Here is a 25,809-nt window from a genome sequence, read left to right on the forward strand (position 1 = left end):
CCCGGCCAAAGGGGCCGGGTCAGGAAGACGGTGGCTATATCACTCTTGTTCGGCAGGCTTGATCAATCGCTTCTCCAGCTCGCTGCACGCTTGCTGGATCATTTCTTCAGTGATCGGTACTTCACGCCCATCCTTATCCAGTATCGAGCAACCCAGAGATTGGCCGGGCTTGGTGCGGATCACTTGAATCTTGTCATCGCTGCTGTGTTGCAAGGACATGGCCTGTCTCCTCATCAGGTTGTGTACCCAGATTAAAACCGCCACGTGACCAGGCTGTGACAGCGCCTTCGATCCGTCATGAGCGGCCATTCCAGTCCAACAGAAATGACCGTTCGTCTCAACCGCGACGTTAGACCGATAGCAACTATGGCCTAGTCTTTGGGGGCATATTTAACCTGACTCATTGTGATTTACAGAGTTCCACCCCAAAGAAGGTTTACGCTAGCCCTTTCATCAACACGGATGCGTACCTGAATGACCCCGAAGCTTTCTTCAAGGCACCGGCGCGCCCTGCGTCTGACCACTCGATTTCTGGCACCTTACCGCTGGCAAGTCATCGGCGCGCTGCTGGCGTTGATCGTCACCGCCGCCGTTACGTTATCGATGGGGCAGGGGATCAAACTGTTGGTCGACCGCGGCTTCATGACTCAGTCGCCGCATCAGCTCAATCAGAGCATCGGCATCTTCATGTTAATGGTGCTGGGCCTGGCGGTCGGCACGTTCGCACGGTTTTACTGGGTATCGTGGATCGGCGAGCGCTGCGTCGCCGACATTCGCCGTGAGGTGTTCAACCATCTGGTCTATCTGCATCCGGGCTTCTATGAGAACAATCGCAGTTCGGAGATACAGTCGCGACTGACTGCCGACACGACACTCCTGCAATCGGTGATCGGCTCGTCGCTGTCGATGTTCCTGCGCAACCTGCTGATGGTCATTGGTGGTGTCATCCTGCTGTTCGTGACCAATGCGAAACTCACCAGCATTGTGGTGATTGCGCTGCCGTTCGTGGTCGCGCCGATCCTGATTTTCGGCCGACGCGTACGCAATCTGTCGCGATTGAGCCAGGACCGCGTCGCCGATATCGGCAGCTATGTGTCGGAAACCCTCGGCCAGATCAAAACCGTGCAGGCCTACAACCATCAGGTGCAGGATGAGCGGCGTTTTGCGACAACGGTCGAGGACGCCTTCGACACGGCACGCAAACGTATCTTCCAGCGCTCATGGATGATCACCATGGTGATCGTGCTGGTTTTGGGCGCGGTGGCAGTGATGTTATGGGTCGGCGGCATGGACGTGATCGCAGGACGTATCACTGGAGGCGAACTGGCGGCGTTTGTTTTCTACAGCCTGATCGTCGGCAGTGCGATCGGCACCTTGAGTGAGGTGATCGGCGAGCTGCAACGTGCGGCAGGTGCCGCCGAGCGGATCGCTGAATTGCTGGGTTCGGAAAATATCATCCAGCCGCCAACCGCCGGGCTTGTGACCCTGCCGGAGCGCGTGCGGGGTGAACTGCAATTACAGGAAGTACGTTTTTCCTATCCGTCGCGTCCTGAAAGCTATGCCGTCAACGGCTTGAACCTGACCATTCGGGCCGGCGAGACGCTGGCGCTGGTGGGGCCATCGGGCGCCGGCAAGTCCACGGTGTACGATTTGCTATTGCGCTTTTATGACCCCGTGGAAGGGCGGATTCTTATCGATGGTGTGCCGCTGAGCAGCCTCGACCCGCTGGACCTGCGCCGTCACTTCGCTTTGGTATCACAATCGCCGGCGCTGTTTTTCGGCAGCGTTGAAGAAAATATTCGTTACGGCAATCCGCGGGCGACGCTGGAGCAAGTCAAGGAAGCGGCAAAAATTGCCAACGCTCATGACTTCATCGAAAAAATGCCCAACGGTTATCAGACCCATCTCGGCGATGGCGGTCTCGGTCTTTCCGGTGGGCAGCGTCAGCGTCTGGCGATCGCCCGGGCGTTGCTGGTCGACGCACCGATCCTGCTGCTGGACGAAGCCACCAGCGCCCTCGACGCGCAGAGTGAGCATCTGATTCAGGAAGCTTTGCCGAGCCTGATGCAGAACCGCACCACGCTGGTGATCGCGCATCGACTGGCCACGGTGAAAAACGCTGACCGGATTGCGGTGATGGATCAGGGCAAGCTGGTGGCCATTGGTACTCATCAGGAGCTGATTGCCAGCAATCCGCTGTATGCACGGTTGGCGGCGTTGCAGTTCAATGATGGAAAAGTCACGGCTGATCAACTCTGATGGGTATTGCTTGCATCGGGGGATGATCGGTCTATAGGCACCTGTAGGAGCTGCCGCAGGCTGCGATCTTTTGATCTAAAAATGCCCGCATGAAAATGCGGGCATTTTTTTGCAATATCAAAAGATCGCAGCCTTCGGCAGCTCCTACGTAACCGGCATTACCGGTTACTGATCATCAAAATACCGCTCATGCCAATCCACCAGCGGCTGTGGCGAGTTGAGCTTCTGGCCGTAGATCACCGAATAAGACAGCACGTTCTGCACGTACTGACGGGTTTCATCGAACGGGATGCTTTCTACCCACACGTCAAAGCTCAGGTGATCGGCGCCGCGCAGCCATTGCCGTACGCGACCCGGTCCGGCGTTGTAGGCGGCGGAGGCGAGGACGCGGTTGCCGTTGAACTGGCTGTGCACCTGGCTCAGGTAAGCGGCGCCGAGCTGGATGTTCTTGTCCGGATCGAGCACCTGCTGCGGCGAGGCCAGCGGGATGCTGAACTTGCGCGCGGTTTCCTTGGCGGTGCCGGGCATCAATTGCATCAGGCCACTGGCGCCGACGCCGGAACGGGCGTCGTCCATGAAGGCACTCTCCTGGCGGGTAATGGCAAACACCCAGCTCGAATGCAGGCCACGTACCTTGGCTTCACGCACAAGCGTTTCGCGGTGAGCCATCGGGAAGCGAATATCCAGATCGTCCCAGTACTGCGCCTGACTGATGGTGCGGATCGCTGGGAAATACCATTTCAAGTCGTAAGCGAGTTTCGCCTGAGCAACCATTTCATCGCGATTGAAGTGGCGGCTGACGTGATACCACTCGCGGCGACCGTCGACGATCTGTCCGCGGGCGTGGAATTCCAGCGCGCGACGCACGCCCGGCGTGTTGCGCACCTTGTTGATCAGCGCCTGACTGAGGACCAATGGCTTGTTGTTCAGCGAGTAGGGCGATTGCGAGCGATCGGCGGCGAGGAACCCATAGAAGTCGCGCTCGCGAGCGAGGTTTTTGTACAGCGTCTGCGCTTCCGGGTTTTGCGGCTGGGCCAGTTCCAGGCTGCGCGCCTGCCAGTAGCGCCAGCGGTTGGTGGTGGCCAGGTCCTGCGGCAGACGGCGAGTCAGCTGATACGCATCGTCCCAGCGCGCCAGACGCAACAGCAGGCGCAAACGCCATTCCGAGACGGTGTTGTCGCGCAGTTCCGGATCGTATTTGGTCATCACATCCAGCGCGCGGCTGTCGAAACGACGGGCGAGGGTCAGGCCGATTTCCCGGGCGATCGCGACTTTTTCATCGCGGGAGAAATGCATGCTGCTGGCGTAGCCGTCGAGCAGCGCCATGGCCTTGTCCGGATCCTGACGCGCGAGGCGGCGCAGGCCGAGGCTGACCACATCGGACATCGGCTCGTCGGCCGGGGTGAAGCGTGAAGGCTGATTGAGCAGTTCCGGCTTTTGCGCCACATCCACCAGTAAACGGCCGCGCGGGGCGAGGGTGGTCAGGCCGTTGACCAGGCTGTTGGCCAGGGGATAGTTACGCGTCTGAGCGGCGAGTTTGGTGCGCTCCCAGCGCTTCTGTTCGGTGAGCTGGCCGTCGGCAGCCCAGATGCCGAACAGTCCGTCACAGGCAGCAGGCTGCGATTTGCCGGTCAGCCACAGCTTGTCGGCGTTGGCGTAACCCTCGGCTTTCTTGTCGTGGGTGATCTGGTACTGCGCGTTGAGGCAGTCCAGTTCAGTGAAGTTGAGTTTCGGGTCGTAGTATTTGACGAAGGTTGCCCAGTCGCCACGGTCGGCGAGCCAGCGCAACCAGCGCAGTTTCATCCAGTTGGCCTGGGGCAGGTCACCGTGTTCGGCGAGGAATTTCTCGATTTCCGCATTGCTCGCGGACTTCAGACGCGCGGTCAGTTCGTCGTAAGCCAGATACGGTTCCAGCGGATAATCGGCCAGCGCCTGGCTGTAGCGGAAATACGGGCCGGTATCACCCTTGGCCAAGGCGCGCTTGGCTTCATCGTAATACTGGCGTTGGGTGGACAGGTCCACCGCCTGGGCGGATTGAGCGGCAGCGGCGGTAAGTAGCAAGCAGGACAAGACACTGAAAAGGCGACTGCGCATGAGACATCCGGGCAGAGAAATCATGACAAGTGCCGACACGAATCAGCACTGAATTGTCTGTAGCTTAGCCTTTTGCCAGCAAGCGGCGAAAGCTTTGCCGGCCTCGCAGCACAAGTTCGCAACAAATGTTGTGCAGAGTGCTTCGACAGACAAATTGCCGGCCTGCTGAAGCCCTAACTCAGGTAGAATGCGCGCCCGGTTTTTGGAGAAGCTCATGACCCTGCTCAAATTCAGCGATGTGTCCCTTGCGTTCGGCGCTATGCCGTTGTTGGACAAGGTGTCCTGGCAGATCGCCCGTGGTGAGCGGGTGTGCATCATCGGCCGCAATGGCACTGGCAAGTCCAGCATGATGAAACTGGTCAAGGGCGACCAGAAGCCCGATGAAGGCTCGGTGTGGCGTGCCCCCGGTCTGAAAATCGGCGAATTGCCGCAAGAATTGCCGGTGGCCGACGATCGGACGGTGTTCGACGTGGTCGCTGAAGGCCTTGATGGCGTGGGCGCGTTGCTCGCCGAATACCATCACCTCGCGCAGAACTGCGTTACTGAAGATGACCTGAACAAGCTGATGCACGTTCAGCAAGACCTCGAAGCCCGTGATGGCTGGCGTTTGCAGACTCTGGTCGAAAGCACCTTGAGCCGCCTGCAACTGCCGGCGGACAAGACCCTCGCCCAGTTGTCCGGCGGCTGGCGTCGTCGCGTGCTGCTGGCACAGGCGCTGGTGTCCGAGCCGGATCTGCTGCTGCTCGACGAACCGACCAACCACCTGGACATCGGTGCAATTGCCTGGCTCGAAGAAGCGCTGAAAGATTTCCAGGGCGCCGTGCTGTTCATCACGCACGACCGTTCCTTCCTGCAAAACCTTGCTACACGCATCCTCGAACTGGATCGCGGTGGCCTGATCGACTGGAACGGCGACTACGCCAGCTTCCTCGTGCACAAAGAAGCTGCGCTGGCCGCTGAAGAAACCGCCAACGCACTGTTCGACAAGAAACTGGCCCAGGAAGAAGTCTGGATCCGCCAAGGCATCAAGGCCCGCCGCACCCGCAACGAAGGCCGCGTCCGCGCCCTGAAAGCGTTGCGCGTCGAGCGTAGCGAACGTCGTGAGCGCACCGGCAAGGCCAACATTCAGTTGGACACTGCCGACAAGTCTGGCAAGCAGGTGATGGTCCTCGAGAACGTGAGTTTCGCTCACCCGGGCGGCCCGTTCCTGATCAAGGATTTCTCGATGGTCCTGACGCGCGGCGACCGTATCGGTCTGCTCGGCGCCAACGGTACCGGCAAGACCACCCTGCTGAAACTGATGCTCAGCGGTCTGCAACCGACCAGTGGCAAAGTGGAAGAGGGCACGCGGATCGACGTAGCGTACTTCGACCAGCTGCGCCATCAGCTGGATCTGGAAAAAACCGTGATCGACAACGTCGCCGAAGGTCGCGACTTTATCGATATCGATGGCCAGAGCCGTCACGTGCTGAGCTACCTCGGCGACTTCCTGTTCAGCCCGCAGCGTGCCCGCACGCCGGTCAAGGCGCTGTCGGGTGGTGAGCGTGCGCGTCTGTTGCTGGCCAAGTTGTTCAGCAAGCCGGCGAACCTGCTGGTCCTCGACGAACCGACCAACGACCTCGACGTGGAAACCCTCGAGCTGCTCGAAGAAGTGCTGCTGACTTTCAACGGCACCGTGCTGATGGTCAGCCACGACCGGGCATTCCTCGACAACGTGGTCACCAGCACGCTGGTCTTCGAAGGTGAAGGCAAGGTGCGTGAGTACGTCGGCGGCTATCAGGACTGGATCCGTCAGGGTGGTTCGCCGCGCCTGTTGGGCGTGACTGAAAGCAAGTCGGGCAAGGCTGACTTGAATTCGGCGGTGGTCACTGCCGAGCCTGCTGTAGTTGCAGCACCTGTCGCTGCTGCCCCGGCTGCCAAGAAAAAGCTGAGCTACAAGCTGCAACGCGAGCTGGAAGCGTTGCCCGCTGATATCGACGCCAAGGAACAGCAGATTGCTGCCGTGGAAGCCGAAATGGCTGAAGCTGGCTTCTATCAGCGCCCTGCGGCTGAAACGGCCAAGGTGATTGCTTCGCTGGAGCAGTTGCAGGCTGAGCTGGATGCGTTGATGGAACGTTGGGCCGAGCTGGATGCCTGATTGGCCCTGATGTGAAAAAGCCCGGCGCTCAGTAATGAGCGCCGGGCTTTTCATATGTAAACGCAGTTCCCTTGTAGGAGTGAGCCTGCTCGCGATAGAGGTTTAGCATTCAACGAACTCGTCGAGTGTCAGAACGTTATCGCGAGCAGGCTCACTCCTACATGGAATGGTATTTCAGCGTTTGACCAAGTGTACCGCCAATACATCGCATGGCGCGCCGTGCAGCACGTCATTCGCGGTCGAGCCGAGCAACAGCGCCAGACCGTGACGGCCATGACTGCCGACCACGATCAGATCGCATGCTTGTTCCTTGGCGAAATGATGGATTTCCTGGCGTGGCTGGCCATAAGTCAGGTGACAATTGGCGCCTTCGAGCTCGGAGTACTTGAGTTTCAGGCGCTCGAGGCGTTCCTTGGCCTGATCGAACTGCTGTTGTTGCAGTTGTGACAGATCCATCGGCACGTCGCCGCCGAACGCCATGGCCATCGGCTCGACAATATGCACCAGCGACAGCTTGGCGCCATTGCTCACCGATAGCTCTCGGGCGCGGTGAATCACAGGGTCGCACTCTTCGGTCAGATCTACGGCGACCAGGATGTGGTGGTAGGGCATGAGGTGCTCCTCGTGAGATTTCAATATTGTTAAGTATGGCTGGTTTCAAGCGCATTGGTTCCAAAGTGACACAATGCGCTCACCAAGAATTGGGAATAGAGATATGACGGTCTGGTTGGTGGTGTCAATCCTGCTGGTGGTTTTAAGTCCGCTGGCGTGGCTGCGCCCATCGCGCGCGCAAAGCGGTCGCATCGCTCTGCGCATGGAGGCGCGACGCATCGGTCTGGCCATGCAGCTGGCCCCTCAGGAATGGCCGCACTGGCTGGCGCAAGAGCCGCCGAACCCGTGTGCGCAATATCATCGACCGCGCCGTAGCAAGCAGCCCGTCTGCTGGACTTACTGGCAGAAATCGCCGGGTGTATGGGTCAATCAATGGCAGGAAGTCTGCGAGGATCGTGCGCTGCTCAATCATTTCGAAAAGTTGCCGGGCAACATTTTCAAAGTCGAGGCAGACAAGCAGATGATCGCTCTGTATTGGGGCGAGAAGGGTGAAGCGACGGTTTTGCAGGATATCGACGCCACTCTGAAAGCACTGGCGTGACGCGCGGACTTTTCGCACTGCAATGGTGTGAAACGTCCGGCAGACGCGCAATAAAAAGCCCGACATGATTCATCGGGCGGGGTTGGCCAGGCAGGCCGGAAACGTTTTTTGATGCTGATGGGGCCTGGAGCGCTCAGCGCATTTCTCTGTAGTCCTCCCAGCGTAGCCCTTTAAACAAGGGCCGCCGCGAATTAGGGCGACTTTTCTAACTATTGATTCTATGAATGGCTTCACATGCAGACGCGTGTTGCGGGTCTTCGTCTGACGGAAATGACCGCAAAGTCGCATTTCAACCCGTATTTTGGGCGATTGACAATTGTTGGAAATTCCGTGAAGGTGACGTACCCAAATCAAACGGGCGTATGAATTGAGCGTTTGTCTTACAGACTGCTCCTACAGAATCCCGACTATCGCGTTGGCGGGTGTGCCGGGTGGATTGGCGTTAGCATCGACGAAAAAGCGTCCTGCCGAGCCATTCGCCTGCGTCCGACGTGTACTGTTCAGCTTCCATATCGTGGAGATCAGTTGATGATTTACGAAGGTAAAGCCATCACGGTTAAAGCTCTTGAAAGTGGCATCGTCGAATTGAAATTCGACCTCAAGGGTGAGTCCGTCAACAAGTTCAACCGTCTAACCCTGAACGAACTGCGTCAGGCCGTAGACACCATCAAGGCAGATGCTTCGATCAAGGGCGTGATCGTCAGCAGTGGCAAGGACGTGTTCATCGTCGGCGCCGACATCACCGAATTTGTCGACAACTTCAAGCTGCCGGATGCCGAGCTGGTTGCTGGCAATCTCGAAGCCAACAAGATCTTCAGCGATTTCGAAGACCTCAATGTCCCAACCGTAGTGGCCATTAATGGCATCGCACTGGGCGGCGGTCTGGAAATGTGCCTGGCGGCTGACTATCGCGTCATGTCGACCAAGGCCAAGATCGGTCTGCCGGAAGTCAAACTGGGCATCTACCCAGGCTTCGGCGGCACCGTGCGTCTGCCGCGCCTGATCGGTGTCGACAACGCCATCGAATGGATTGCCTCCGGTAAGGAAAACCGCCCTGAAGACGCCCTGAAAGTCAGCGCCGTCGACGCCGTGGTTGCTCCGGAGAAGCTGCAGGAAGCCGCTCTTGAACTGATCAAACGCGCCATCTCCGGCGAGTTCGACTTCAAGGCCAAGCGTCAGCCGAAACTTGAAAAACTCAAGCTGAACGCCATTGAACAGATGATGGCTTTCGAAACCGCCAAAGGTTTCGTTGCCGGTCAAGCTGGTCCGAACTACCCGGCACCGGTTGAAGCGATCAAGACCATCCAGAAAGCCGCGAACTTCGGTCGTGACAAGGCGCTGGAAGTCGAAGCCGCCGGTTTCGTCAAACTGGCCAAGACCTCTGCCGCGCAGAGCTTGATCGGTCTGTTCCTGAACGATCAGGAGCTGAAGAAAAAGGCCAAGGCCTATGACGAAATCGCCAAAGACGTGAAGCAGGCCGCTGTACTCGGCGCCGGCATCATGGGTGGCGGTATCGCCTATCAGTCGGCTTCCAAAGGGACGCCGATCCTGATGAAGGACATCAACGAGCACGGTATCGAGCAGGGGCTGGCCGAAGCCGCCAAACTGCTGGTTGGCCGCGTTGATAAAGGTCGCATGACCGCTGCGAAAATGGCTGAAGTGCTCAACGCCATTCGTCCGACCCTGTCCTACGGCGACTTCGGTCACGTCGATCTGGTTGTCGAAGCTGTGGTCGAGAACCCGAAGGTCAAGCAAGCCGTGTTGGCTGAAGTGGAAGGTCAGGTCAAAGAGGACACCATCCTCGCGTCCAACACCTCGACAATTTCTATCAGTTTGCTGGCCAAGGCCCTCAAGCGTCCGGAAAACTTCGTCGGCATGCACTTCTTCAACCCGGTGCACATGATGCCGCTGGTGGAAGTGATCCGTGGCGAGAAGTCCAGCGAGCTGGCTGTTGCCACTACCGTTGCCTACGCCAAGAAAATGGGCAAGAACCCGATCGTCGTCAACGACTGCCCGGGCTTCCTGGTCAACCGCGTACTGTTCCCGTACTTCGGCGGCTTCGCCAAGCTGGTCAGCGCCGGTGTGGACTTCGTCCGTATCGACAAGGTCATGGAAAAATTCGGCTGGCCGATGGGCCCGGCGTACCTGATGGACGTGGTCGGCATCGACACCGGTCACCACGGTCGTGACGTGATGGCTGAAGGCTTCCCGGATCGCATGAAGGATGACCGTCGTTCGGCCATCGACGTGCTGTACGAAGCCAAGCGCCTGGGCCAGAAGAACGGCAAGGGCTTCTACGCCTACGAGGCCGACAAGAAAGGCAAGCAGAAGAAAGTCGCCGATCCGTCGGTGCTGGAAGTGCTCAAGCCGATCGTTTACGAGCAGCGCGAAGTCACTGACGAAGACATCATCAACTGGATGATGATCCCGCTGTGTCTGGAAACCGTGCGTTGCCTGGAAGACGGCATCGTTGAAACCGCCGCCGAAGCCGACATGGGTCTGGTTTACGGTATCGGTTTCCCTCCATTCCGTGGCGGTGCGCTGCGCTACATCGATTCGATCGGTGTTGCCGAGTTCGTTGCCCTGGCTGACCAGTACGCTGATTTGGGCGCGCTGTACCACCCGACCGCGAAGCTGCGTGAAATGGCCAAAACCGGCCAGAGCTTCTTCGGTTAAGCGCCCCCAACTAGAGTGAGAGTGAACTTATGAGCTTGAATCCTAGAGACGTCGTGATTGTCGACTTCGGTCGTACTCCGATGGGCCGCTCCAAGGGCGGCATGCACCGCAACACCCGCGCTGAAGACATGTCGGCGCACCTGATCAGCAAACTGCTGGAACGCAACGCCAAGGTTGATCCTGCTGAAGTCGAGGACGTGATCTGGGGCTGCGTCAACCAGACCCTGGAGCAGGGCTGGAACATCGCGCGCATGGCGTCGCTGATGACCCAGATCCCGCACACCTCGGCCGGCCAGACCGTCAGCCGTCTGTGTGGCTCGTCGATGAGCGCATTGCACACCGCTGCGCAAGCGATCATGACCGGTAACGGTGACGTGTTCGTGGTTGGCGGCGTCGAGCATATGGGCCACGTGAGCATGATGCACGGTGTCGATCCGAACCCGCACATGTCGCTGTACGCGGCGAAAGCCTCGGGCATGATGGGCCTGACCGCGGAAATGCTGGGCAAAATGCACGGCATCACTCGCGAACAGCAAGACGCTTTCGGCGTGCGTTCCCACCAGTTGGCCCACAAGGCCACCGTGGAAGGCAAGTTCAAAGACGAAATCATTCCGATGCAAGGCTACGACGAGAACGGTTTCCTGAAACTGTTCGACTATGACGAAACCATTCGTCCGGAAACCACCCTGGAAAGTCTGGCGGCTCTCAAGCCAGCCTTCAATCCAAAGGGCGGCACCGTGACTGCCGGTACTTCGTCGCAGATCACTGATGGTGCTTCGTGCATGATCGTGATGTCGGCGCAGCGCGCACAGGACCTGGGTATCCAGCCAATGGCGGTTATCCGTTCGATGGCAGTGGCGGGTGTGGATCCGGCGATCATGGGCTATGGTCCAGTTCCGGCGACACAAAAAGCCCTGAAGCGTGCGGGCCTTGGGATCAACGATATCGACTTCTTCGAGCTCAACGAAGCGTTCGCCGCACAGGCCCTGCCAGTGCTGAAAGATCTGAAAGTGCTCGACAAGATGAACGAGAAGGTTAACCTGCACGGCGGCGCGATCGCCCTGGGTCACCCGTTCGGTTGCTCCGGTGCCCGTATTTCCGGCACCTTGCTGAACGTGATGAAGCAGAATAGCGGCACCTTCGGGGTGGCCACTATGTGCATTGGTCTCGGCCAAGGCATCTCCACCGTCTTCGAACGCGTTTAAGCGTCTCGTCGATGGAAGCCGGGGCCAAGTGCCCCGGTTTTTGTTTTTGTGGATTTATTTTGTTTTTATTTTTGAAAAAATTTGAGTGAGGGCCAAACCATGCCGATACAACCTGGGCTCTACCAACATTACAAAGGTCCGCAGTACCGCGTATTCAGTGTGGCGCGGCACTCCGAGACCGAAGAAGAAGTGGTCTTTTACCAAGCCCTGTATGGCGATTACGGCTTTTGGGTGCGCCCTCTGAGCATGTTTCTCGAGTCGGTCGAGGTTGACGGCGAGCAGGTGCCACGCTTTGCTTTGGTGCAAGCCGAACCGAGCCTTTTTTCCAAGGCATGAGGCGAGTGTGCACAGAACCCTGTGCTTGACCTCACCTTGTATCAACTATATATAGCGGTGCCGCGTCAGGCGCCAACCGCCTTTCACTTCTAGAATTCAGGAATTTTCTGATCCATGGGCAAATCGCTGGTCATTGTGGAATCCCCGGCTAAGGCCAAGACCATCAACAAGTATCTGGGTAACCAATACGTGGTGAAGTCGAGTATCGGCCATATCCGAGACCTGCCCACCAGCGGTTCGGCTAGCGCCAGCAAAGAGCCAGCCGCCAAGCGCGGCAAGGCTGCTGCGGGCGAAGGTCCGGTGCTCTCGCCGAAAGAGAAAGCGCGCAAGCAGCTGGTCTCGCGTATGGGTGTCGATCCCGATCATGGCTGGAAAGCCAAGTACGAGATCCTCCCGGGTAAAGAGAAGGTCATCGAAGAGCTGCGCCGGCTCGCCAAAGATGCTGACACCATCTATCTCGCAACCGACTTGGATCGCGAGGGGGAAGCCATTGCCTGGCACCTGCGCGAAGCCATCGGTGGTGACGACAGCCGCTACAAGCGTGTGGTGTTCAACGAAATCACCAAGAAGGCGATTCAGGAAGCCTTCTCGGAACCGGGCGAGCTGGACATCGATCGTGTCAACGCTCAGCAGGCCCGTCGTTTCCTCGACCGCGTTGTGGGTTACATGGTCTCGCCGCTGCTGTGGGCGAAGATCGCCCGTGGCCTGTCTGCCGGTCGCGTGCAATCGGTTGCCGTGAAGCTGGTGGTCGAGCGTGAGCGTGAAATCCGTGCATTCAACCCGGAAGAGTACTGGGAAGTGCATGCCGATCTCGGCACCACCAAAGGCTCGACCGTGCGTTTCGAAGTGGCTCGCGAGAAAGGCGAGGCCTTCAAGCCGCTCAACGAAGCCCAGGCCATGGCCGCGCTGGAGAAGCTCAAGTCTTCCAGCTACAGCATCGTCAAGCGCGAAGACAAGCCGACCAGCAGCAAGCCTTCGGCGCCATTCATCACCTCGACACTGCAACAGGCTGCGAGTAACCGCCTGGGCTTCGGCGTGAAGAAAACCATGATGATGGCCCAACGTCTCTACGAAGCCGGCTACATCACTTACATGCGTACCGACTCGACCAACCTCTCGGCTGATGCCGTGACGATGGCGCGTACTTACATCGAAGACGAGTTCGGCAAGAAGTACCTGCCGGAAACGCCAAACGTCTACAGCAGCAAGGAAGGCGCACAAGAGGCTCACGAAGCGATTCGTCCGTCCGACGCCAACACCATTCCGAGCAAGCTTGCAGGCATGGAGCGTGACGCTGAGCGTCTCTACGAGTTGATCTGGCGCCAGTTCCTCGCTTGCCAGATGCTGCCGGCGCAATATCTGTCGACCACCGTCAGCGTGGGTGCTGGCGATTTCGAGCTGCGTGCCAAGGGTCGTATCCTCAAGTTCGACGGTTACACCCGCGTTATGCCGCAAATTGCCAAGCCGGGTGATGACGACGTTCTGCCCGATATGGCGCAGGGCGACGTGATGAAGCTGATCAAGCTCGATCCGTCCCAGCACTTCACCAAGCCGCCGGCGCGTTACTCGGAAGCGAGCCTGGTTAAAGAAATGGAAAAACGTGGCATCGGTCGTCCTTCGACTTACGCTGCGATCATCTCGACCATTCAGGATCGCGGCTACGTGACCCTGCACAACCGTCGTTTCTATTCGGAAAAGATGGGTGACATCGTCACCGAGCGTCTGTCGGAAAGCTTCTCCAACCTCATGGACTACGGCTTCACTGCCGGCATGGAAGAGAACCTCGATGACGTGGCACAGGGTGAGCGCGACTGGAAAAGTGTGCTGGACGAGTTCTACGGCGACTTCAAAAAGAAGCTCGAAGTAGCCGAAAACCCGGACAGCGGCATGCGTGCCAACCAGCCGGTCATGACCGACATTCCGTGCACCACTTGCGGCCGTCCGATGCAGATTCGTACTGCGTCGACCGGCGTGTTCCTCGGTTGCTCGGGCTACAGCCTGCCGCCGAAAGAACGCTGCAAGGCCACCGTCAACCTGGTGCCGGGCGATGAAATCGCTGCGGACGACGAAGGTGAGTCGGAATCGCTGGTGCTGCGTGGCAAGCATCGTTGCCCGATCTGCAGTACGGCGATGGACGCTTACCTGCTGGACGAGAAGCGCAAGCTGCACATCTGCGGTAACAACCCGGATTGTGCTGGCTACGAAATCGAAGAGGGCAGCTATCGCATCAAGGGCTACGAAGGTCCGAGCCTGGAATGCGACAAGTGTGGCAGCGAGATGCAGCTCAAGACTGGCCGTTTCGGCAAGTTCTTCGGTTGCACCAACCCTGAGTGCAAGAACACCCGCAAACTGCTGAAAAGCGGTGATGCAGCGCCGCCGAAGATGGATCCGGTGAAGATGCCTGAGCTGAAATGCGAAAAGGTCAACGACACCTACATCCTCCGTGACGGTGCCTCTGGTCTGTTCCTGGCCGCCAGCCAGTTCCCGAAAAACCGTGAAACCCGCGCTCCGCTGGTGATCGAGATTGTGCCGCACAAGGACGAAATCGATCCGAAGTACCACTTCCTCTGCGACGCGCCGAAGAAGGATCCTGATGGTCTGCCTGCGGTCATCCGCTACAGCCGCAAGACCAAGGAGCAATACGTGCAGACTGAAGTCGACGGCAAGCCTACTGGTTGGAAAGCTTACTACGACGGTGGCAAGTGGACGGTTGAAGACAAGCGTACGAAGGCCAAAGCTGAATAAGCATTAGCCTGATACTGAAAGGCCGCATGAGAACCCTTGGGTTTTCATGCGGCCTTTTTGTTTTGTGCTTGCGGTGGGATCAGCTGATCCATGACACTGTCCGGCCTGTGTGAAGCAATTATTTCGTTGTGGGGAGCGCCGTCATGGCTCACGAACTCTATACCCGTACCAATCAGAAGATCTATTTCGCTGGCCTGTCGCTCGAAGCCTTGGCTCGCGCTGAGGAGGGGCGGGCGATGAATTCACTGGCGTTGATTCAGGCCGGACGTGAATCGGCGCTGTTTCACCTGTACGGCGCCTTGCTGGGTCTTTGCCACGAGATCGCGGGTTTCTATCGTCTGCCGCAGGCTAATGCGCCACGGGCTGAGATGCTGCTGACGCGTGAAGTGCTGGAGTCGATTGCGATTCCTGAACTCGCCGAAATGGTTGAGTTGGCGGGCAACTCTGAAACCTGGCTGGCAAAACTGCTGGCTGCGCATTCGGCGCTGTTCCAGCCGCCACGGGTGCCACACAAACCGAAAGGGGATGTGACTCAACCGTTGATTCAGGCGATTAATCTGGATGAAGAGGAAGCGCCAGAAGAGTTGAGTCGAGAGGAGCTGGAGAGCTGGCGGCAGAACTTGAAAGGTCTGGCGATACGTTTTCGCGAAGGCTTGAACGAGTGCTGAGGGCGATTGACACGGTGGCAATCTGAAACATGCTGCTGGTCAAGATCCCGAGCGAAGCCTGAATGATGTCTATATAATGCCTGCCTTTCGTGGAGAACAGACCTTTATGCCAACGTCCTTTCTAGAAATTGTCGAGTTACCAGACGGCCGAATCGAACTGCGCAGGGCTGAGGACGAGGGTTCTTTGGTGACGCTGGATTTCTCCGACGATGCCAAGGCGTTCCTGCAAGGTCAGCATGTGGAAATCGCTAAAGCGATGTTGAGCGTCGGCGTGCAAATGGCCGGTCGTATGGTCGAAGGCGAGTTTGATAAGGAAGAGGGGCCGCGGGTTCTTCATTGATCCCCGCCTTTCTACTGTTTGACGTTACCGCTTCAGATCGGCTTCTCTGTCCCTGGAGAAGCCCTGCGCTTCACACAGCGCGTGCTGCCAGCAATCAACCCAAGCGGATGTTTAGACTCTGAGCGTCGCCCGTGCGTGCAGCGCTGATCAGTTGTTGCCGCGAGTGGGTGTTTAGCGGGTTGAGCCAAGTGACCACGGTATGACTGCGACCCAGCTTCAGAGCTTCGCACGCCAGTTGTTGAGCGCTCTGAGCGCCCCTTGGTTGCAGTAGCAGAATGCGTTCGCGATTCAGCCCGGCATCTCGCAGCCATGTCTGGGTCAGGCTGGCAGGTGGTGCGATCAGCGTCAGCCAGCGCGCGTCCTGATCTTCACTGAGTTCGCGCAGGATCGGGGCGAGCAGGTTCAGGCAGTTCCCGGCAGCACCGCGCAGTGACAGCTCACTGAATACTTCGGGTTCGGCATTCCAAGGGCGTTCGACCACGTCTTTCAGGATCGGCGCCATCGGTTGCGCCAGAAACGCTTCGAATAAAGGCAGTTGTGTTTGCTGAGGGGTGTGTGGGAACTGCATAAAGCCTCCTTTAGCGGCGAATGACGCCGACACTCAAGCCTTCGATCACCAGTTCCTGATCTTTCAGGTCGACTTCGATCGGGGCGAACTCAGGGTTTTCGGCAATCAGCCAGACCTTGCTGCCTTCACGCTTGAAGCGTTTGACCGTCACTTCATCGCCGATGCGGGCGACGACGACCTGGCCATTGCGCGCTTCGCGGGTGGTGTGCACGGCGAGCAGGTCACCGTCGAAAATGCCGATGTCCTTCATGCTCATGCCGTGTACACGCAACAGATAATCAGCGCGTGGATGAAAGAAGGCCGGATTGATGTTGCAGGATTCTTCGATGTGCTGCTGGGCGAGGATTGGCGCGCCGGCAGCGACCCGGCCAATGATCGGCAGAGTGGAGTCGTCGGCCTTGGCTTCGAAGCCGGGAATGCGAATACCGCGAGAAGCGCCAGGGGTCATCTCGATGGCACCTTTGCGGGCCAGTGCCTTGAGATGTTCTTCAGCCGCGTTCGGCGATTTGAAACCCAGTTCCTGAGCGATTTCCGCGCGGGTTGGCGGGTAGCCGTTGTCTTCGAGGCAGCGTTTGATAAAGGCCAGAATCTCGGCTTGGCGTGGCGTCAGCTTTAGCATATTGATCGCTCTGTCTTTTTATACAGTGACTGGGATTATATACAGTGAACCGCCCTTGGCAATGCCCGTTTTTTCCTGCGCCGCCGGACGGTCGGCTTTCGTGCTTATTAATGCACTGGGCTTGTGTGGTTAAATAGCTGACCGACCATTCCCAAAACGAACAGGCGGGCTTGACAAGGCACAGGCTGAAACGTATGTTTCAAACAAGTGTTTGTCAGGCGGAGTAGCCATGGCCCAGTCGGAAACCGTTGAACGCATTCTTGATGCTGCCGAGCAGTTGTTCGCGGAGAAAGGTTTCGCTGAAACCTCATTGCGTTTAATCACCAGCAAGGCTGGCGTCAACCTGGCAGCAGTGAACTATCACTTCGGCTCGAAAAAAGCGCTGATTCAGGCGGTTTTCTCGCGCTTCCTCGGGCCGTTCTGTATCAGCCTGGACAAGGAGCTGGAGCGCCGTCAGGCCAAGCCTGAAAACAAACCGACGCTCGAAGAACTGCTGGAAATCCTCGTCGAGCAGGCGCTCGTGGTTCAACCACGCAGCGGCAACGACCTGTCGATCTTCATGCGCCTGCTCGGCCTCGCGTTCAGCCAGAGCCAGGGCCACTTGCGCCGTTACCTGGAGGACATGTACGGCAAGGTGTTCCGTCGCTACATGTTGCTGGTCAACGAAGCCGCACCACGCATTCCGCCGATCGAACTGTTCTGGCGCGTGCATTTCATGCTCGGCGCCGCCGCGTTCAGCATGTCCGGCATCAAGGCCTTGCGCGCGATCGCCGAGACCGATTTCGGCGTCAACACCTCCATCGAGCAAGTGATGCGCCTGATGGTGCCGTTCCTCGCTGCGGGCATGCGCGCCGAAACCGGTGTCACTGACGCCGCGATGGCCACCGCGCAACTGCGTCCGCGCAGCAAATCTACGCCGGTCGCCGCCAAGGTTTAACCGCGCACGGGTGGGCGCGGCAGCTTGTATCCGCTAAGCTAGCCGCCCATGCCGACTCTCGTTCTGAACCCGAAATCCATAGAAATTGCCGACCTGCCGAGCATGGCTCACGGTAGCGATTTGTTGCGGATCGGGTTTTTCGTTTTCAAGGAATCTCTATGACTGCTGGCCTGCAAGGCTCGTTGATGGTGGACGTCGCCGGTACCTGGCTGACGGCCGAAGATCGCCAATTGTTGCGTCAGCCCGAAGTGGGCGGCCTGATCATTTTCGCGCGCAACATCGAGCATCCGCGCCAAGTGCGTGAGCTCAGCGCCGCGATTCGCGCAATTCGCCCGGATCTGCTGCTGGCGGTGGATCAAGAGGGTGGTCGCGTGCAGCGTCTGCGTCAGGGCTTCGTGCGGCTGCCGGCCATGCGCGCGATCGCCGACAACCCGAATGCTGAATACCTCGCCGAGCAATGTGGCTGGATCATGGCTACCGAAGTGCTGGCGGTCGGTCTCGACCTGAGTTTCGCCCCGGTGCTCGATCTGGATTACCAGCGCAGCGCCGTGGTCGGCACCCGTTCGTTCGAAGGCGATCCTGAGCGCGCCGCGTTACTCGCCGGCGCATTCATTCGCGGCATGAACAGCGCTGGCATGGCCGCTACTGGCAAGCACTTCCCCGGTCATGGCTGGGCTGAAGCCGATTCCCACGTGGCGATTCCGAATGACGAGCGCAGCCTCGACGAAATCCGCGCCAACGACCTCGTGCCGTTCGCCAAGCTGAGCAAACAACTGGCCGCGATCATGCCGGCGCACGTCATCTATCCGCAGGTGGATTCGCAGCCAGCCGGTTTCTCCCGGCGCTGGTTGCAGGACATTCTGCGCGGCGAATTGCAGTTCGACGGCGTGATCTTCAGCGATGACCTGTCGATGGCCGGTGCCCACGTGGTCGGCGACGCCGCCAGTCGCATCGAGGCTGCGCTGACTGCCGGCTGCGACATGGGCCTGGTGTGCAACGACCGCGCCGCTGCCGAACTGGCCCTGAGCGCCGCACAACGTATGAAGGTCAAGCCATCGGCCCGAATCGCGCGCATGCGCGGTCAGGCCTTCGCCAGCACCGACTACCGTCAGGATCCGCGCTGGCTCACCGCCATCGGCGCGCTCAAAGACGCTCAACTGATCGATTAAGGATTTTTCGCTATGACGGTTTACGCAATCATCGGTGGCACCGGCCTGACCCAACTCGAAGGCCTGACCATTCGCCAATCGCTGGCAGTGGACACGCCCTACGGCGCGCCGTCGGCCGACGTGCAGATTGGCGAATACGCCGGCAAGGAAGTGTTGTTCCTCGCCCGTCACGGTCACCCGCATCGCTTCCCGCCGCACAAGGTCAACTACCGCGCCAATCTGTGGGCGCTGAAGCAGGCCGGGGCCGAAGCGATCATCGCGGTGAACGCCGTGGGCGGGATTCATTCGGCCATGGGCACAGGACATTTCTGCGTGCCACACCAGATCGTCGACTACACCAGCGGGCGCGAGCACACCTTTTTCGCCGATGATCTGGAGCATGTCACCCACATCGACTTCAGCTTTCCTTACAGCGAGCCGCTGCGTCAGCAATTGATTGCCGCGGTAGCTGCCGAGGGCTGCGAGTACAGCGATCAAGGCGTATACGCCTGCACCCAAGGCCCGCGTCTGGAAACGGTCGCCGAGATCGTGCGTCTGGAACGTGATGGCTGCGACATCGTCGGCATGACCGGCATGCCGGAAGCCGCACTGGCCCGCGAGCTGGATCTGGATTACGCCTGTCTGGCGCTGGTGGTGAATCCGGCGGCGGGCAAGACCACGGAAGTGATCACCATGGCCGAGATCGAGCAGGCGTTGCATGACGGCATGGGTAAGGTGAAATCGGCGTTGGCGCGGGTGCTGGCCGGCTAAGGACTGCCCATGAGCATTCTCATCGAACGGCTTAAGTCGTTGGCCTGGCCCCGGGCATTCACTAGCGGCGCGCTGGCCAAGGCCCGGGCTTATGCCGCTGATGATCGGGTAGAGATCATCGAGATCGATGACAGAAAGATTGAGGCGTTCTGCGTCGGTTCGGAAAATCAGGCGTATGAACAAACCATTTACCTGTCCGAAGATCGGCTGGGTTCTGTCAACTTGCGTTGCCTGTGCACCTGTCCTGTCTCAATCGACTGCAAACACTGCGCTGCGGTGCTCTATCACCTGCAGGGCAGTGATCATGAAGCGTCTGAAAGTGACGCACAGATCCCGTTGGGTCGGGCGCTGGAACATTGGCTTTCGACCATCCCCGTTCCGGCCAAGCCTGCCGAAGAAGGCGCGCAAACCGCAGGCACGCGCCTGTTTTACAAACTCAAGCCAACGCCTGTGAGCGGCAAGTGGCTGCTCGATATTTTCAAGGTTTCCCAGCTCAAGAGCGGCGAGTTACGCGAAGTCAAACCGATGTATTCGCTGGCGGAAATGCTCATGCGTCAGCCCGGCTACCTGTCCGAGCTGGATCTGCGTGTCGCCAGGCTGCTGGTTGCCATGCACTCTCACCACGCCTATTACAGCGGCTATCCGCTGGAAGGCAGCAGCGGCGCCGAACTGCTGGAAATGCTCCTGCGTACCTCGCGGCTGTTCCTCGATTTCGAGGATCTGCGACCGTTGGTGCCGGGCGCGAAGCGCATCGGCCAGTTCGCCTGGGCCGAGCAGGCCGACGGCGGTTTCCGCGCGCAGTGGAGCAGTGCCGAGGCGGCGCAGGAAACTGTGCTGGCGCTGGAGCCGCTTTATTACCTGGATCGTGAACAGCGGCAGATTGGCCCTCTGTTCAATGAGCTGGAAGAAAAACTGGCCAGCCATTTGGCTCTGGCGCCGGACATTCCGGCGCGTCAGGCCATGCAGTTCAGCCATCGCATGAGCGCCGCGACGAGAATCCCGCCGCCACACCAACTGACCGAACGAATCATCGACGACGTATTACCGCAGCCACAACTGACTCTCGTCAGCGGTCGGGAGCGCTCGCGCTGGGAATACGTTCTGGAGCACCGCGCTGCCCTGGTGTTTACCTACAACGGCCAGCCGACGGTGGATCGCAACCCGGAAGTGATGATCCTCAACGGTACCGAAACCCAGCGCATTCAACGCCAGCCGGCGGTGGAAAAGAAACTGCGCCAGATCCTGCAAAAGCTCGGCTTCAAGAAAGCCACGCGCAAGAGCTCGCTGGATCGTCCTGGTGAGATGTTCACGTTGCCGGATGATTCCGCCTGGCTCGGGTTTATGCACGAAGGGCTTGCCACGTTGCGCGCCTCGAACTGGGAAGTGGAGATGAGTCCCGGCTTTCATTTCAATGTGCAACCGGTTGAGCATTGGTACGCTGAGGTCGAAGAAGAGGCCGGGCATCAGTGGTTTGATTTGCAGTTGGGTATCGTCGTCAATGGCCAGCGCTATAGTTTGCTACCAATCCTTCTGCACTTGTTGCGCACCCAGCCGCGCTTGCTTGACCCGGTCAATCTGGCACAGCGCAGCGATGACGAAAAGCTCTTGATCGAACTGAAGCCCAGCGGCTTTGGTGACTCTTCGGGCGCCAAGGTCGCGCTGCCGCTGAGCCGGGTCAAACCGCTGATGACCGCGCTGGGCGAGTTGTACCTGGGCGGTCATCAGGGCGATGCACTGCGTTTGAGTGTCCCGGATGCCGCGCGCTTGAGTATGCTCGATGGCGTGCCGCTGGATTGGCAGGGGGGCGAGCGGCTGCGCACCTTCGCCAAGCGCTTGCAGAATTCCAGTCACACCCAGGTCGCTGCGCCGGCCGGCCTTAACGCGCAACTGCGCCCGTATCAGCTCGAAGGCCTGAACTGGATGCAGACCCTGCGCGAGCTTGAGGTCGGCGGCATTCTGGGCGATGACATGGGGCTGGGCAAAACGCTGCAAACCCTGGCGCATCTGCTCACGGAAAAACACGCCGGTCGCCTTGATTGTCCGGCTCTGGCGGTGATGCCGACCAGCCTGATTCCCAACTGGCTCGACGAGGCCGAGCGTTTCACCCCCCAGTTGAAAGTATTGGCGCTGCACGGCTCGGGGCGGCAAAAGGATTTCGCTGATCTGGCTGAGTACGATCTGATACTGACCACTTACGCGTTGCTGCCAAGGGATTTGGAGACCTTGCAGCCGCAGCTGTGGAGCGTACTGATTCTCGACGAAGCGCAGAACATCAAAAACCCGATCAGCAAAGCCGCGCAGGCCGCACGCGACTTGCAGGCCCGCCAGCGCTTGTGCCTGAGCGGCACGCCATTGGAAAACCACTTGGGCGAGCTGTGGTCGCAGTTTCATTTCCTCATGCCCGGTTGGCTTGGCGATAGCAAGTCCTTCAATCGCGATTACCGCACGCCAATCGAGAAGCACGGCAATGTTCAGCGCATGCAGCACCTGACAGCGCGCATCAAGCCGTTTTTGCTGCGCCGCAAAAAGGATCAGGTGGCCACCGAGTTGCCGCCGAAAACCGAGATTGTCCATTGGGTTGATCTCAGCGACGGCCAACGCGACGTCTATGAAACGGTGCGCGTGGCGATGGACAAAAAAGTCCGCGACGAAATTGCCCGCAGTGGCGTGGCGCGCAGTCAGATCATCATTCTTGATGCCTTGCTCAAGCTGCGGCAGGTCTGTTGCGACTTGCGCCTGATCAAGATGCCGCTGACGGCGAAGGCACTGCGCTCCGGCAGTGGCAAGCTGGTCAGCTTGATGGAGATGCTCGAAGAACTGCTCGGCGAAGGTCGCAGGATCCTGCTGTTCTCGCAGTTCACCTCAATGCTTGCCTTGATCGAGGAAGAATTGCAGCAACGTGACATTGCCTATTCGTTGTTGACCGGCGACACCACGGATCGGCGCACGCCAGTGAAGGACTTTCAGGGCGGCAAGGTGCCGCTGTTTCTGATCAGTCTGAAGGCCGGGGGTACCGGTTTGAACCTGACCGCTGCGGACACGGTGATCCATTTCGACCCTTGGTGGAATCCGGCAGTGGAGAATCAGGCCACCGATCGTGCCTATCGAATCGGGCAAAACAATCCGGTATTCGTTTACAAGCTGATCGCTCGCGGCACAGTAGAGGAAAAAATACAGGCGCTGCAGCAGGAGAAAGCAGCGTTGGCCGGGGCGGTGCTTGAAGGCGGGACGACGGGTGGCTGGAAGCTGGAGCAGAGTGACATTGAGGCGCTGTTTGCGCCGTTGCCTGTTGCCAAGGGCTGAGCCCTAAGTAATAGAGCAATATCTGATGGCCCCATTGCTGGCAAGCCAGCTCCCACAGGGTTTTGAGTCGTACACAAAACTGTGTTCCAACTCGATACCTGTGAGAGCTGGCTTGCCAGCGATAGCTATCTAACCGGCTACGCAAATCTCAACGCTTGTCGAGCTTGTCCGGCAGCGGCGCAAACAACGCTTCGATATCATCACTCTGCAACTTCCAGTCCCCGGCCTTGCGCCCATCCAGCACGCCCGCCGCCAAGTCGGACTTTTCCTTCTGCAGGTGCTGAATCTTCTCCTCCACCGTACCCCGGGCAATCATCTTGTAAACGAACACCGGCTTTTCCTGACCAATCCGGTACGCACGATCCGTCGCCTGATTTTCGGTCGCCGGGTTCCACCACGGGTCGTAGTGAATCACCGTGTCCGCTTCCGTCAGGTTCAAGCCGACACCGCCAGCCTTCAGGCTGATCAGAAAAATCTGACGCTTGCCACTCTGGAATTCCTTCACCGGCGTCCGTCGATCGCGGGTCTGGCCGGTCAACAGCGCGTAGGAAACGTTACGTTTTTTCAGCTCGTCTTCGATCAATGACAGCATCGAGGTGAATTGCGAAAACAGCAGGATCCGCCGGCCTTCCTCGAACAGTTCTTCGAGCATTTCCATCAAGCTGTCGAGCTTGCCGGAGGTGCTGCCGCGAGCGGGCAGGGTGGCGTCGTTGACCAGGCGCAGATCGCAGCAAACCTGACGCAGCTTGAGCAGCGCCTCCAGAATGATGATCTGGCTGCGCGCCACGCCTTTGCGGGTGATCTCGTCGCGGACTTTCTTGTCCATTGCCAGGCGCATGGTTTCATACACATCGCGCTGCGCTTCGTTGAGATCGACCCAATGGATGATCTCGGTTTTCGGCGGCAACTCGGTGGCCACTTGTTCCTTGGTGCGGCGCAGCAGAAACGGTTTTATCCGACCGTTGAGGTGCTGAAGTCTGACTTCACTGCCGCGCTTTTCAATCGGCACGCGGTAATCGGCGTTGAAGCTTTTCACGTCGCCAAGCCAGCCCGGCAACAGGAAGTGAAACAGTGACCACAACTCGCCCAGGTGGTTTTCCAGCGGCGTACCACTCAAGCACAAGCGCTGACGTGCATTAAGCTCGCGCGCGGCTTGAGCGGCTTTGCTGTTCGGATTTTTGATGTACTGCGCTTCATCCAGCACCAATACGTGCAGCGGCTGCTTGGCCAGCCGTTCGACGTCCTTGGGCAGCAGCGCGTAGGTGGTGAGGATCAGGTCGAAGTCACCCAGGTTGTCAAAATGCTTCTTGCGAGTGGCGCCGTACAGCGCGACTACTTTCAGTTGCGGGGTGAAGTGCGCCGCCTCATCCAGCCAGTTTGGAATCAGGCTGGTCGGCATCACCACCATGCACGGTCGATCGAGACGCCCGGCGTTTTTCTCGCTGAGAATATGCGCCAGGGTCTGTAGGGTTTTACCCAAACCCATGTCGTCCGCGAGAATCCCGCCGACTTCCAGTTGTCGCAGCGATTGCATCCAGCTCAAGCCTTCAAGCTGATACGGGCGCAGCGTCGCATTCAAGCCTTTCGGCGCTTCAACGCTGAAATCACGAATGTCGCGCAGACGTTGAGCGAACGTGCGGATCTGCTCGCCACCTTCCCACAGTAGCGGAATACCTTCCAGCGAGTTGAGTCGCGTAGCGTCCGCCTTGCTCAGGCGCAGGGTGGTTTCGCCCGGCTCCTGCAAATAGAACTCGCCGAGCGTCATCAGCACAGGTTTCAGCCGGCCTAGCGGCAACGCCACCTGCAGTGGCCCGTGCTCAATGTTGCGTTGTGGGACGTTGACCAGAATCAGCTCGTCATCGCGGCGGCGCGCAAGGCGTTCGGGATTGAGAATCTCCGCATGCGAGCGCATCAGATTGAGCAGGATCGGCAGCAGGCTCAGGCGCTCACCGTTAACGATGATCCCCAACTCCAGATCAAACCAGTCACGCTCCGGCGCCTGCTCGACTGTGGCGTACCAGTCATCCACAGCGGTCAGGTCAAAGCCGAACTCTTCATCGATCTGCAATTCCCAGCCCTGCGTTCGCAGTTTCGGCAGATCGTTAAGGGTGAACGTCAGCCAGGCGCTGTCGTTGACCATTTCGTACAGCTCGCCCGCGCTCTCCGGTAGCGCTTTGCTCTGGCGAGTGGCGATACGAAAGCCGAGGATTCTTAACTGTTCGCGGTAGGACTGTTCGACTTCCGGGTGACGTTTTATCCGCAGCGTCTGGGTTTCCTGACGGATCAGAATGTCGCTGTTCTTCTGCCCGCTGACGTATTCGTCGAGATAGCTGAACGACAGCGCCGCGCGATGCTGAATATAACGCTGCATCTTGCCGTTGCGTGGTTCGAAAGCGCTGAATTCGACGCTGGCCAGCCACAGCCGCGGCATCGGCTGAACATTATCGACCAGCACTTGCGGCGGTGCTTTCGGGCCACGATTCTCCAGCACGGCTTGAAGTTTCTCCAACAGCTCGGCGTCTTTCGCAGCGGCGGGGTAATCAAGGGTTTCCTGCACTTTCAGCAGTACCGCTGCGCAGTGTTTGCAGTTGCTGCGAACGGGGCAGGTGCAGCCGGCATCGACCAGCAGCAAGGTGCCTTTGGCTGACTCGCGCAGGTGAATGGTCTGACGGTAAACGTTACCCCCAGAGCCTTCACAACTGGCGGTGATCGTTGCATCGCCGACCTGGGCGATGCGTACCCGGTTTTCCAGGGCGTAGCGACGGCCACGCTCCAGGCTCTGTTCCTTGAATCGGCTGACCCAGGAGGGCGCCAACGGTTTACTCAGCGGCGGGTTCATAAGGACTTCGA

At 58.8% G+C, this 25,809-nt stretch carries 19 protein-coding genes; 13 read left to right on the top strand and 6 right to left on the bottom strand.

Going from position 1 to position 25,809, the window contains the following annotated elements; all coding sequences use genetic code 11:
- Nucleotides 1-39: 39 nt before the first annotated feature.
- The gene (locus ACM6JQ_RS03965; protein ID WP_007910433.1) at nucleotides 40-219 is read right to left on the bottom strand and encodes a PA1571 family protein; all 180 of its coding nucleotides are present in this window, start codon (nucleotides 217-219) and stop codon (nucleotides 40-42) included.
- A 255-nt stretch (nucleotides 220-474) separates the two neighbouring features.
- Here ACM6JQ_RS03965 and ACM6JQ_RS03970 point away from each other — a divergent pair, with 255 nt between their 5' ends.
- Complete coding sequence (locus ACM6JQ_RS03970; RefSeq protein WP_414893260.1) at nucleotides 475-2,259, top strand: ABC transporter transmembrane domain-containing protein; 1,785 nt, start codon at nucleotides 475-477, stop codon at nucleotides 2,257-2,259.
- A gap of 165 nt (nucleotides 2,260-2,424) precedes the next feature.
- Here the strand turns inward: ACM6JQ_RS03970 and ACM6JQ_RS03975 are convergent, their stop codons facing one another.
- Nucleotides 2,425-4,353, bottom strand: a complete 1,929-nt coding sequence (locus ACM6JQ_RS03975) for a transglycosylase SLT domain-containing protein (RefSeq protein ID WP_414893261.1) — start codon at nucleotides 4,351-4,353, stop codon at nucleotides 2,425-2,427.
- A gap of 214 nt (nucleotides 4,354-4,567) precedes the next feature.
- Between ACM6JQ_RS03975 and ACM6JQ_RS03980 the strand changes: the two genes are divergently transcribed.
- On the top strand, nucleotides 4,568-6,490 hold the full coding sequence (locus ACM6JQ_RS03980; protein WP_007910438.1) for an ATP-binding cassette domain-containing protein: 1,923 nt from the start codon (nucleotides 4,568-4,570) through the stop codon (nucleotides 6,488-6,490).
- A gap of 174 nt (nucleotides 6,491-6,664) precedes the next feature.
- On the opposite strand, the gene ACM6JQ_RS03985 is transcribed toward ACM6JQ_RS03980, so the two are convergent.
- Complete coding sequence (locus ACM6JQ_RS03985) at nucleotides 6,665-7,102, bottom strand: universal stress protein (protein ID WP_007910454.1); 438 nt, start codon at nucleotides 7,100-7,102, stop codon at nucleotides 6,665-6,667.
- Between the two features lie 103 nt (nucleotides 7,103-7,205).
- Here ACM6JQ_RS03985 and ACM6JQ_RS03990 point away from each other — a divergent pair, with 103 nt between their 5' ends.
- The 7 genes from ACM6JQ_RS03990 to ACM6JQ_RS04020 all read left to right on the top strand — a co-directional run bounded on the left by ACM6JQ_RS03990 (nucleotide 7,206) and on the right by ACM6JQ_RS04020 (nucleotide 15,613).
- The gene (locus tag ACM6JQ_RS03990) at nucleotides 7,206-7,643 is read left to right on the top strand and encodes a hypothetical protein (RefSeq protein ID WP_095114301.1); all 438 of its coding nucleotides are present in this window, start codon (nucleotides 7,206-7,208) and stop codon (nucleotides 7,641-7,643) included.
- Between the two features lie 528 nt (nucleotides 7,644-8,171).
- On the top strand, nucleotides 8,172-10,319 hold the full coding sequence (fadB, locus tag ACM6JQ_RS03995; protein WP_007910463.1) for a fatty acid oxidation complex subunit alpha FadB: 2,148 nt from the start codon (nucleotides 8,172-8,174) through the stop codon (nucleotides 10,317-10,319).
- A 29-nt stretch (nucleotides 10,320-10,348) separates the two neighbouring features.
- A complete protein-coding gene (fadA, locus tag ACM6JQ_RS04000; RefSeq protein ID WP_007910465.1) occupies nucleotides 10,349-11,524 on the top strand; it encodes an acetyl-CoA C-acyltransferase FadA in 1,176 nt (391 codons plus the stop codon).
- 99 nt (nucleotides 11,525-11,623) lie between these two features.
- Nucleotides 11,624-11,860: a DUF1653 domain-containing protein gene (locus ACM6JQ_RS04005; protein ID WP_007910467.1), complete on the top strand. Its 237-nt coding sequence runs from the start codon at nucleotides 11,624-11,626 to the stop codon at nucleotides 11,858-11,860.
- Nucleotides 11,861-11,974: 114 nt separating this feature from the next.
- Nucleotides 11,975-14,605, top strand: a complete 2,631-nt coding sequence (gene topA, locus ACM6JQ_RS04010; RefSeq protein ID WP_007949671.1) for a type I DNA topoisomerase — start codon at nucleotides 11,975-11,977, stop codon at nucleotides 14,603-14,605.
- A gap of 143 nt (nucleotides 14,606-14,748) precedes the next feature.
- Entirely contained in the window at nucleotides 14,749-15,273 is a 525-nt protein-coding gene (locus ACM6JQ_RS04015; RefSeq protein WP_007910470.1) for a DUF6586 family protein, read from the top strand.
- Between the two features lie 106 nt (nucleotides 15,274-15,379).
- Complete coding sequence (locus ACM6JQ_RS04020; RefSeq protein WP_007910471.1) at nucleotides 15,380-15,613, top strand: hypothetical protein; 234 nt, start codon at nucleotides 15,380-15,382, stop codon at nucleotides 15,611-15,613.
- Between the two features lie 94 nt (nucleotides 15,614-15,707).
- Here the strand turns inward: ACM6JQ_RS04020 and sulA are convergent, their stop codons facing one another.
- Together sulA and lexA are read right to left on the bottom strand one after the other, a co-directional pair.
- A complete protein-coding gene (gene sulA / locus ACM6JQ_RS04025; RefSeq protein ID WP_007910472.1) occupies nucleotides 15,708-16,181 on the bottom strand; it encodes an SOS-induced cell division inhibitor SulA in 474 nt (157 codons plus the stop codon).
- Nucleotides 16,182-16,191: 10 nt separating this feature from the next.
- A complete protein-coding gene (lexA, locus tag ACM6JQ_RS04030) occupies nucleotides 16,192-16,800 on the bottom strand; it encodes a transcriptional repressor LexA (RefSeq protein ID WP_003226590.1) in 609 nt (202 codons plus the stop codon).
- Between the two features lie 229 nt (nucleotides 16,801-17,029).
- Here lexA and ACM6JQ_RS04035 point away from each other — a divergent pair, with 229 nt between their 5' ends.
- From ACM6JQ_RS04035 to ACM6JQ_RS04050, 4 genes are all read left to right on the top strand, one after another.
- On the top strand, nucleotides 17,030-17,737 hold the full coding sequence (locus ACM6JQ_RS04035) for a TetR/AcrR family transcriptional regulator (RefSeq protein ID WP_007910473.1): 708 nt from the start codon (nucleotides 17,030-17,032) through the stop codon (nucleotides 17,735-17,737).
- A 158-nt stretch (nucleotides 17,738-17,895) separates the two neighbouring features.
- A complete protein-coding gene (gene nagZ, locus ACM6JQ_RS04040) occupies nucleotides 17,896-18,906 on the top strand; it encodes a beta-N-acetylhexosaminidase (RefSeq protein ID WP_064117851.1) in 1,011 nt (336 codons plus the stop codon).
- A gap of 12 nt (nucleotides 18,907-18,918) precedes the next feature.
- The gene (locus tag ACM6JQ_RS04045; protein WP_007910483.1) at nucleotides 18,919-19,656 is read left to right on the top strand and encodes an S-methyl-5'-thioinosine phosphorylase; all 738 of its coding nucleotides are present in this window, start codon (nucleotides 18,919-18,921) and stop codon (nucleotides 19,654-19,656) included.
- Nucleotides 19,657-19,665: 9 nt separating this feature from the next.
- Complete coding sequence (locus tag ACM6JQ_RS04050) at nucleotides 19,666-22,959, top strand: SNF2-related protein (RefSeq protein WP_414893262.1); 3,294 nt, start codon at nucleotides 19,666-19,668, stop codon at nucleotides 22,957-22,959.
- Nucleotides 22,960-23,107: 148 nt separating this feature from the next.
- Here the strand turns inward: ACM6JQ_RS04050 and ACM6JQ_RS04055 are convergent, their stop codons facing one another.
- Nucleotides 23,108-25,798, bottom strand: a complete 2,691-nt coding sequence (locus ACM6JQ_RS04055) for a DEAD/DEAH box helicase (protein ID WP_007910485.1) — start codon at nucleotides 25,796-25,798, stop codon at nucleotides 23,108-23,110.
- Between the last annotated feature and the right edge of the window lie 11 nt (nucleotides 25,799-25,809).

This window comes from Pseudomonas sp. IT-232MI5 (assembly GCF_949767845.1).
GTDB lineage: Bacteria > Pseudomonadota > Gammaproteobacteria > Pseudomonadales > Pseudomonadaceae > Aquipseudomonas.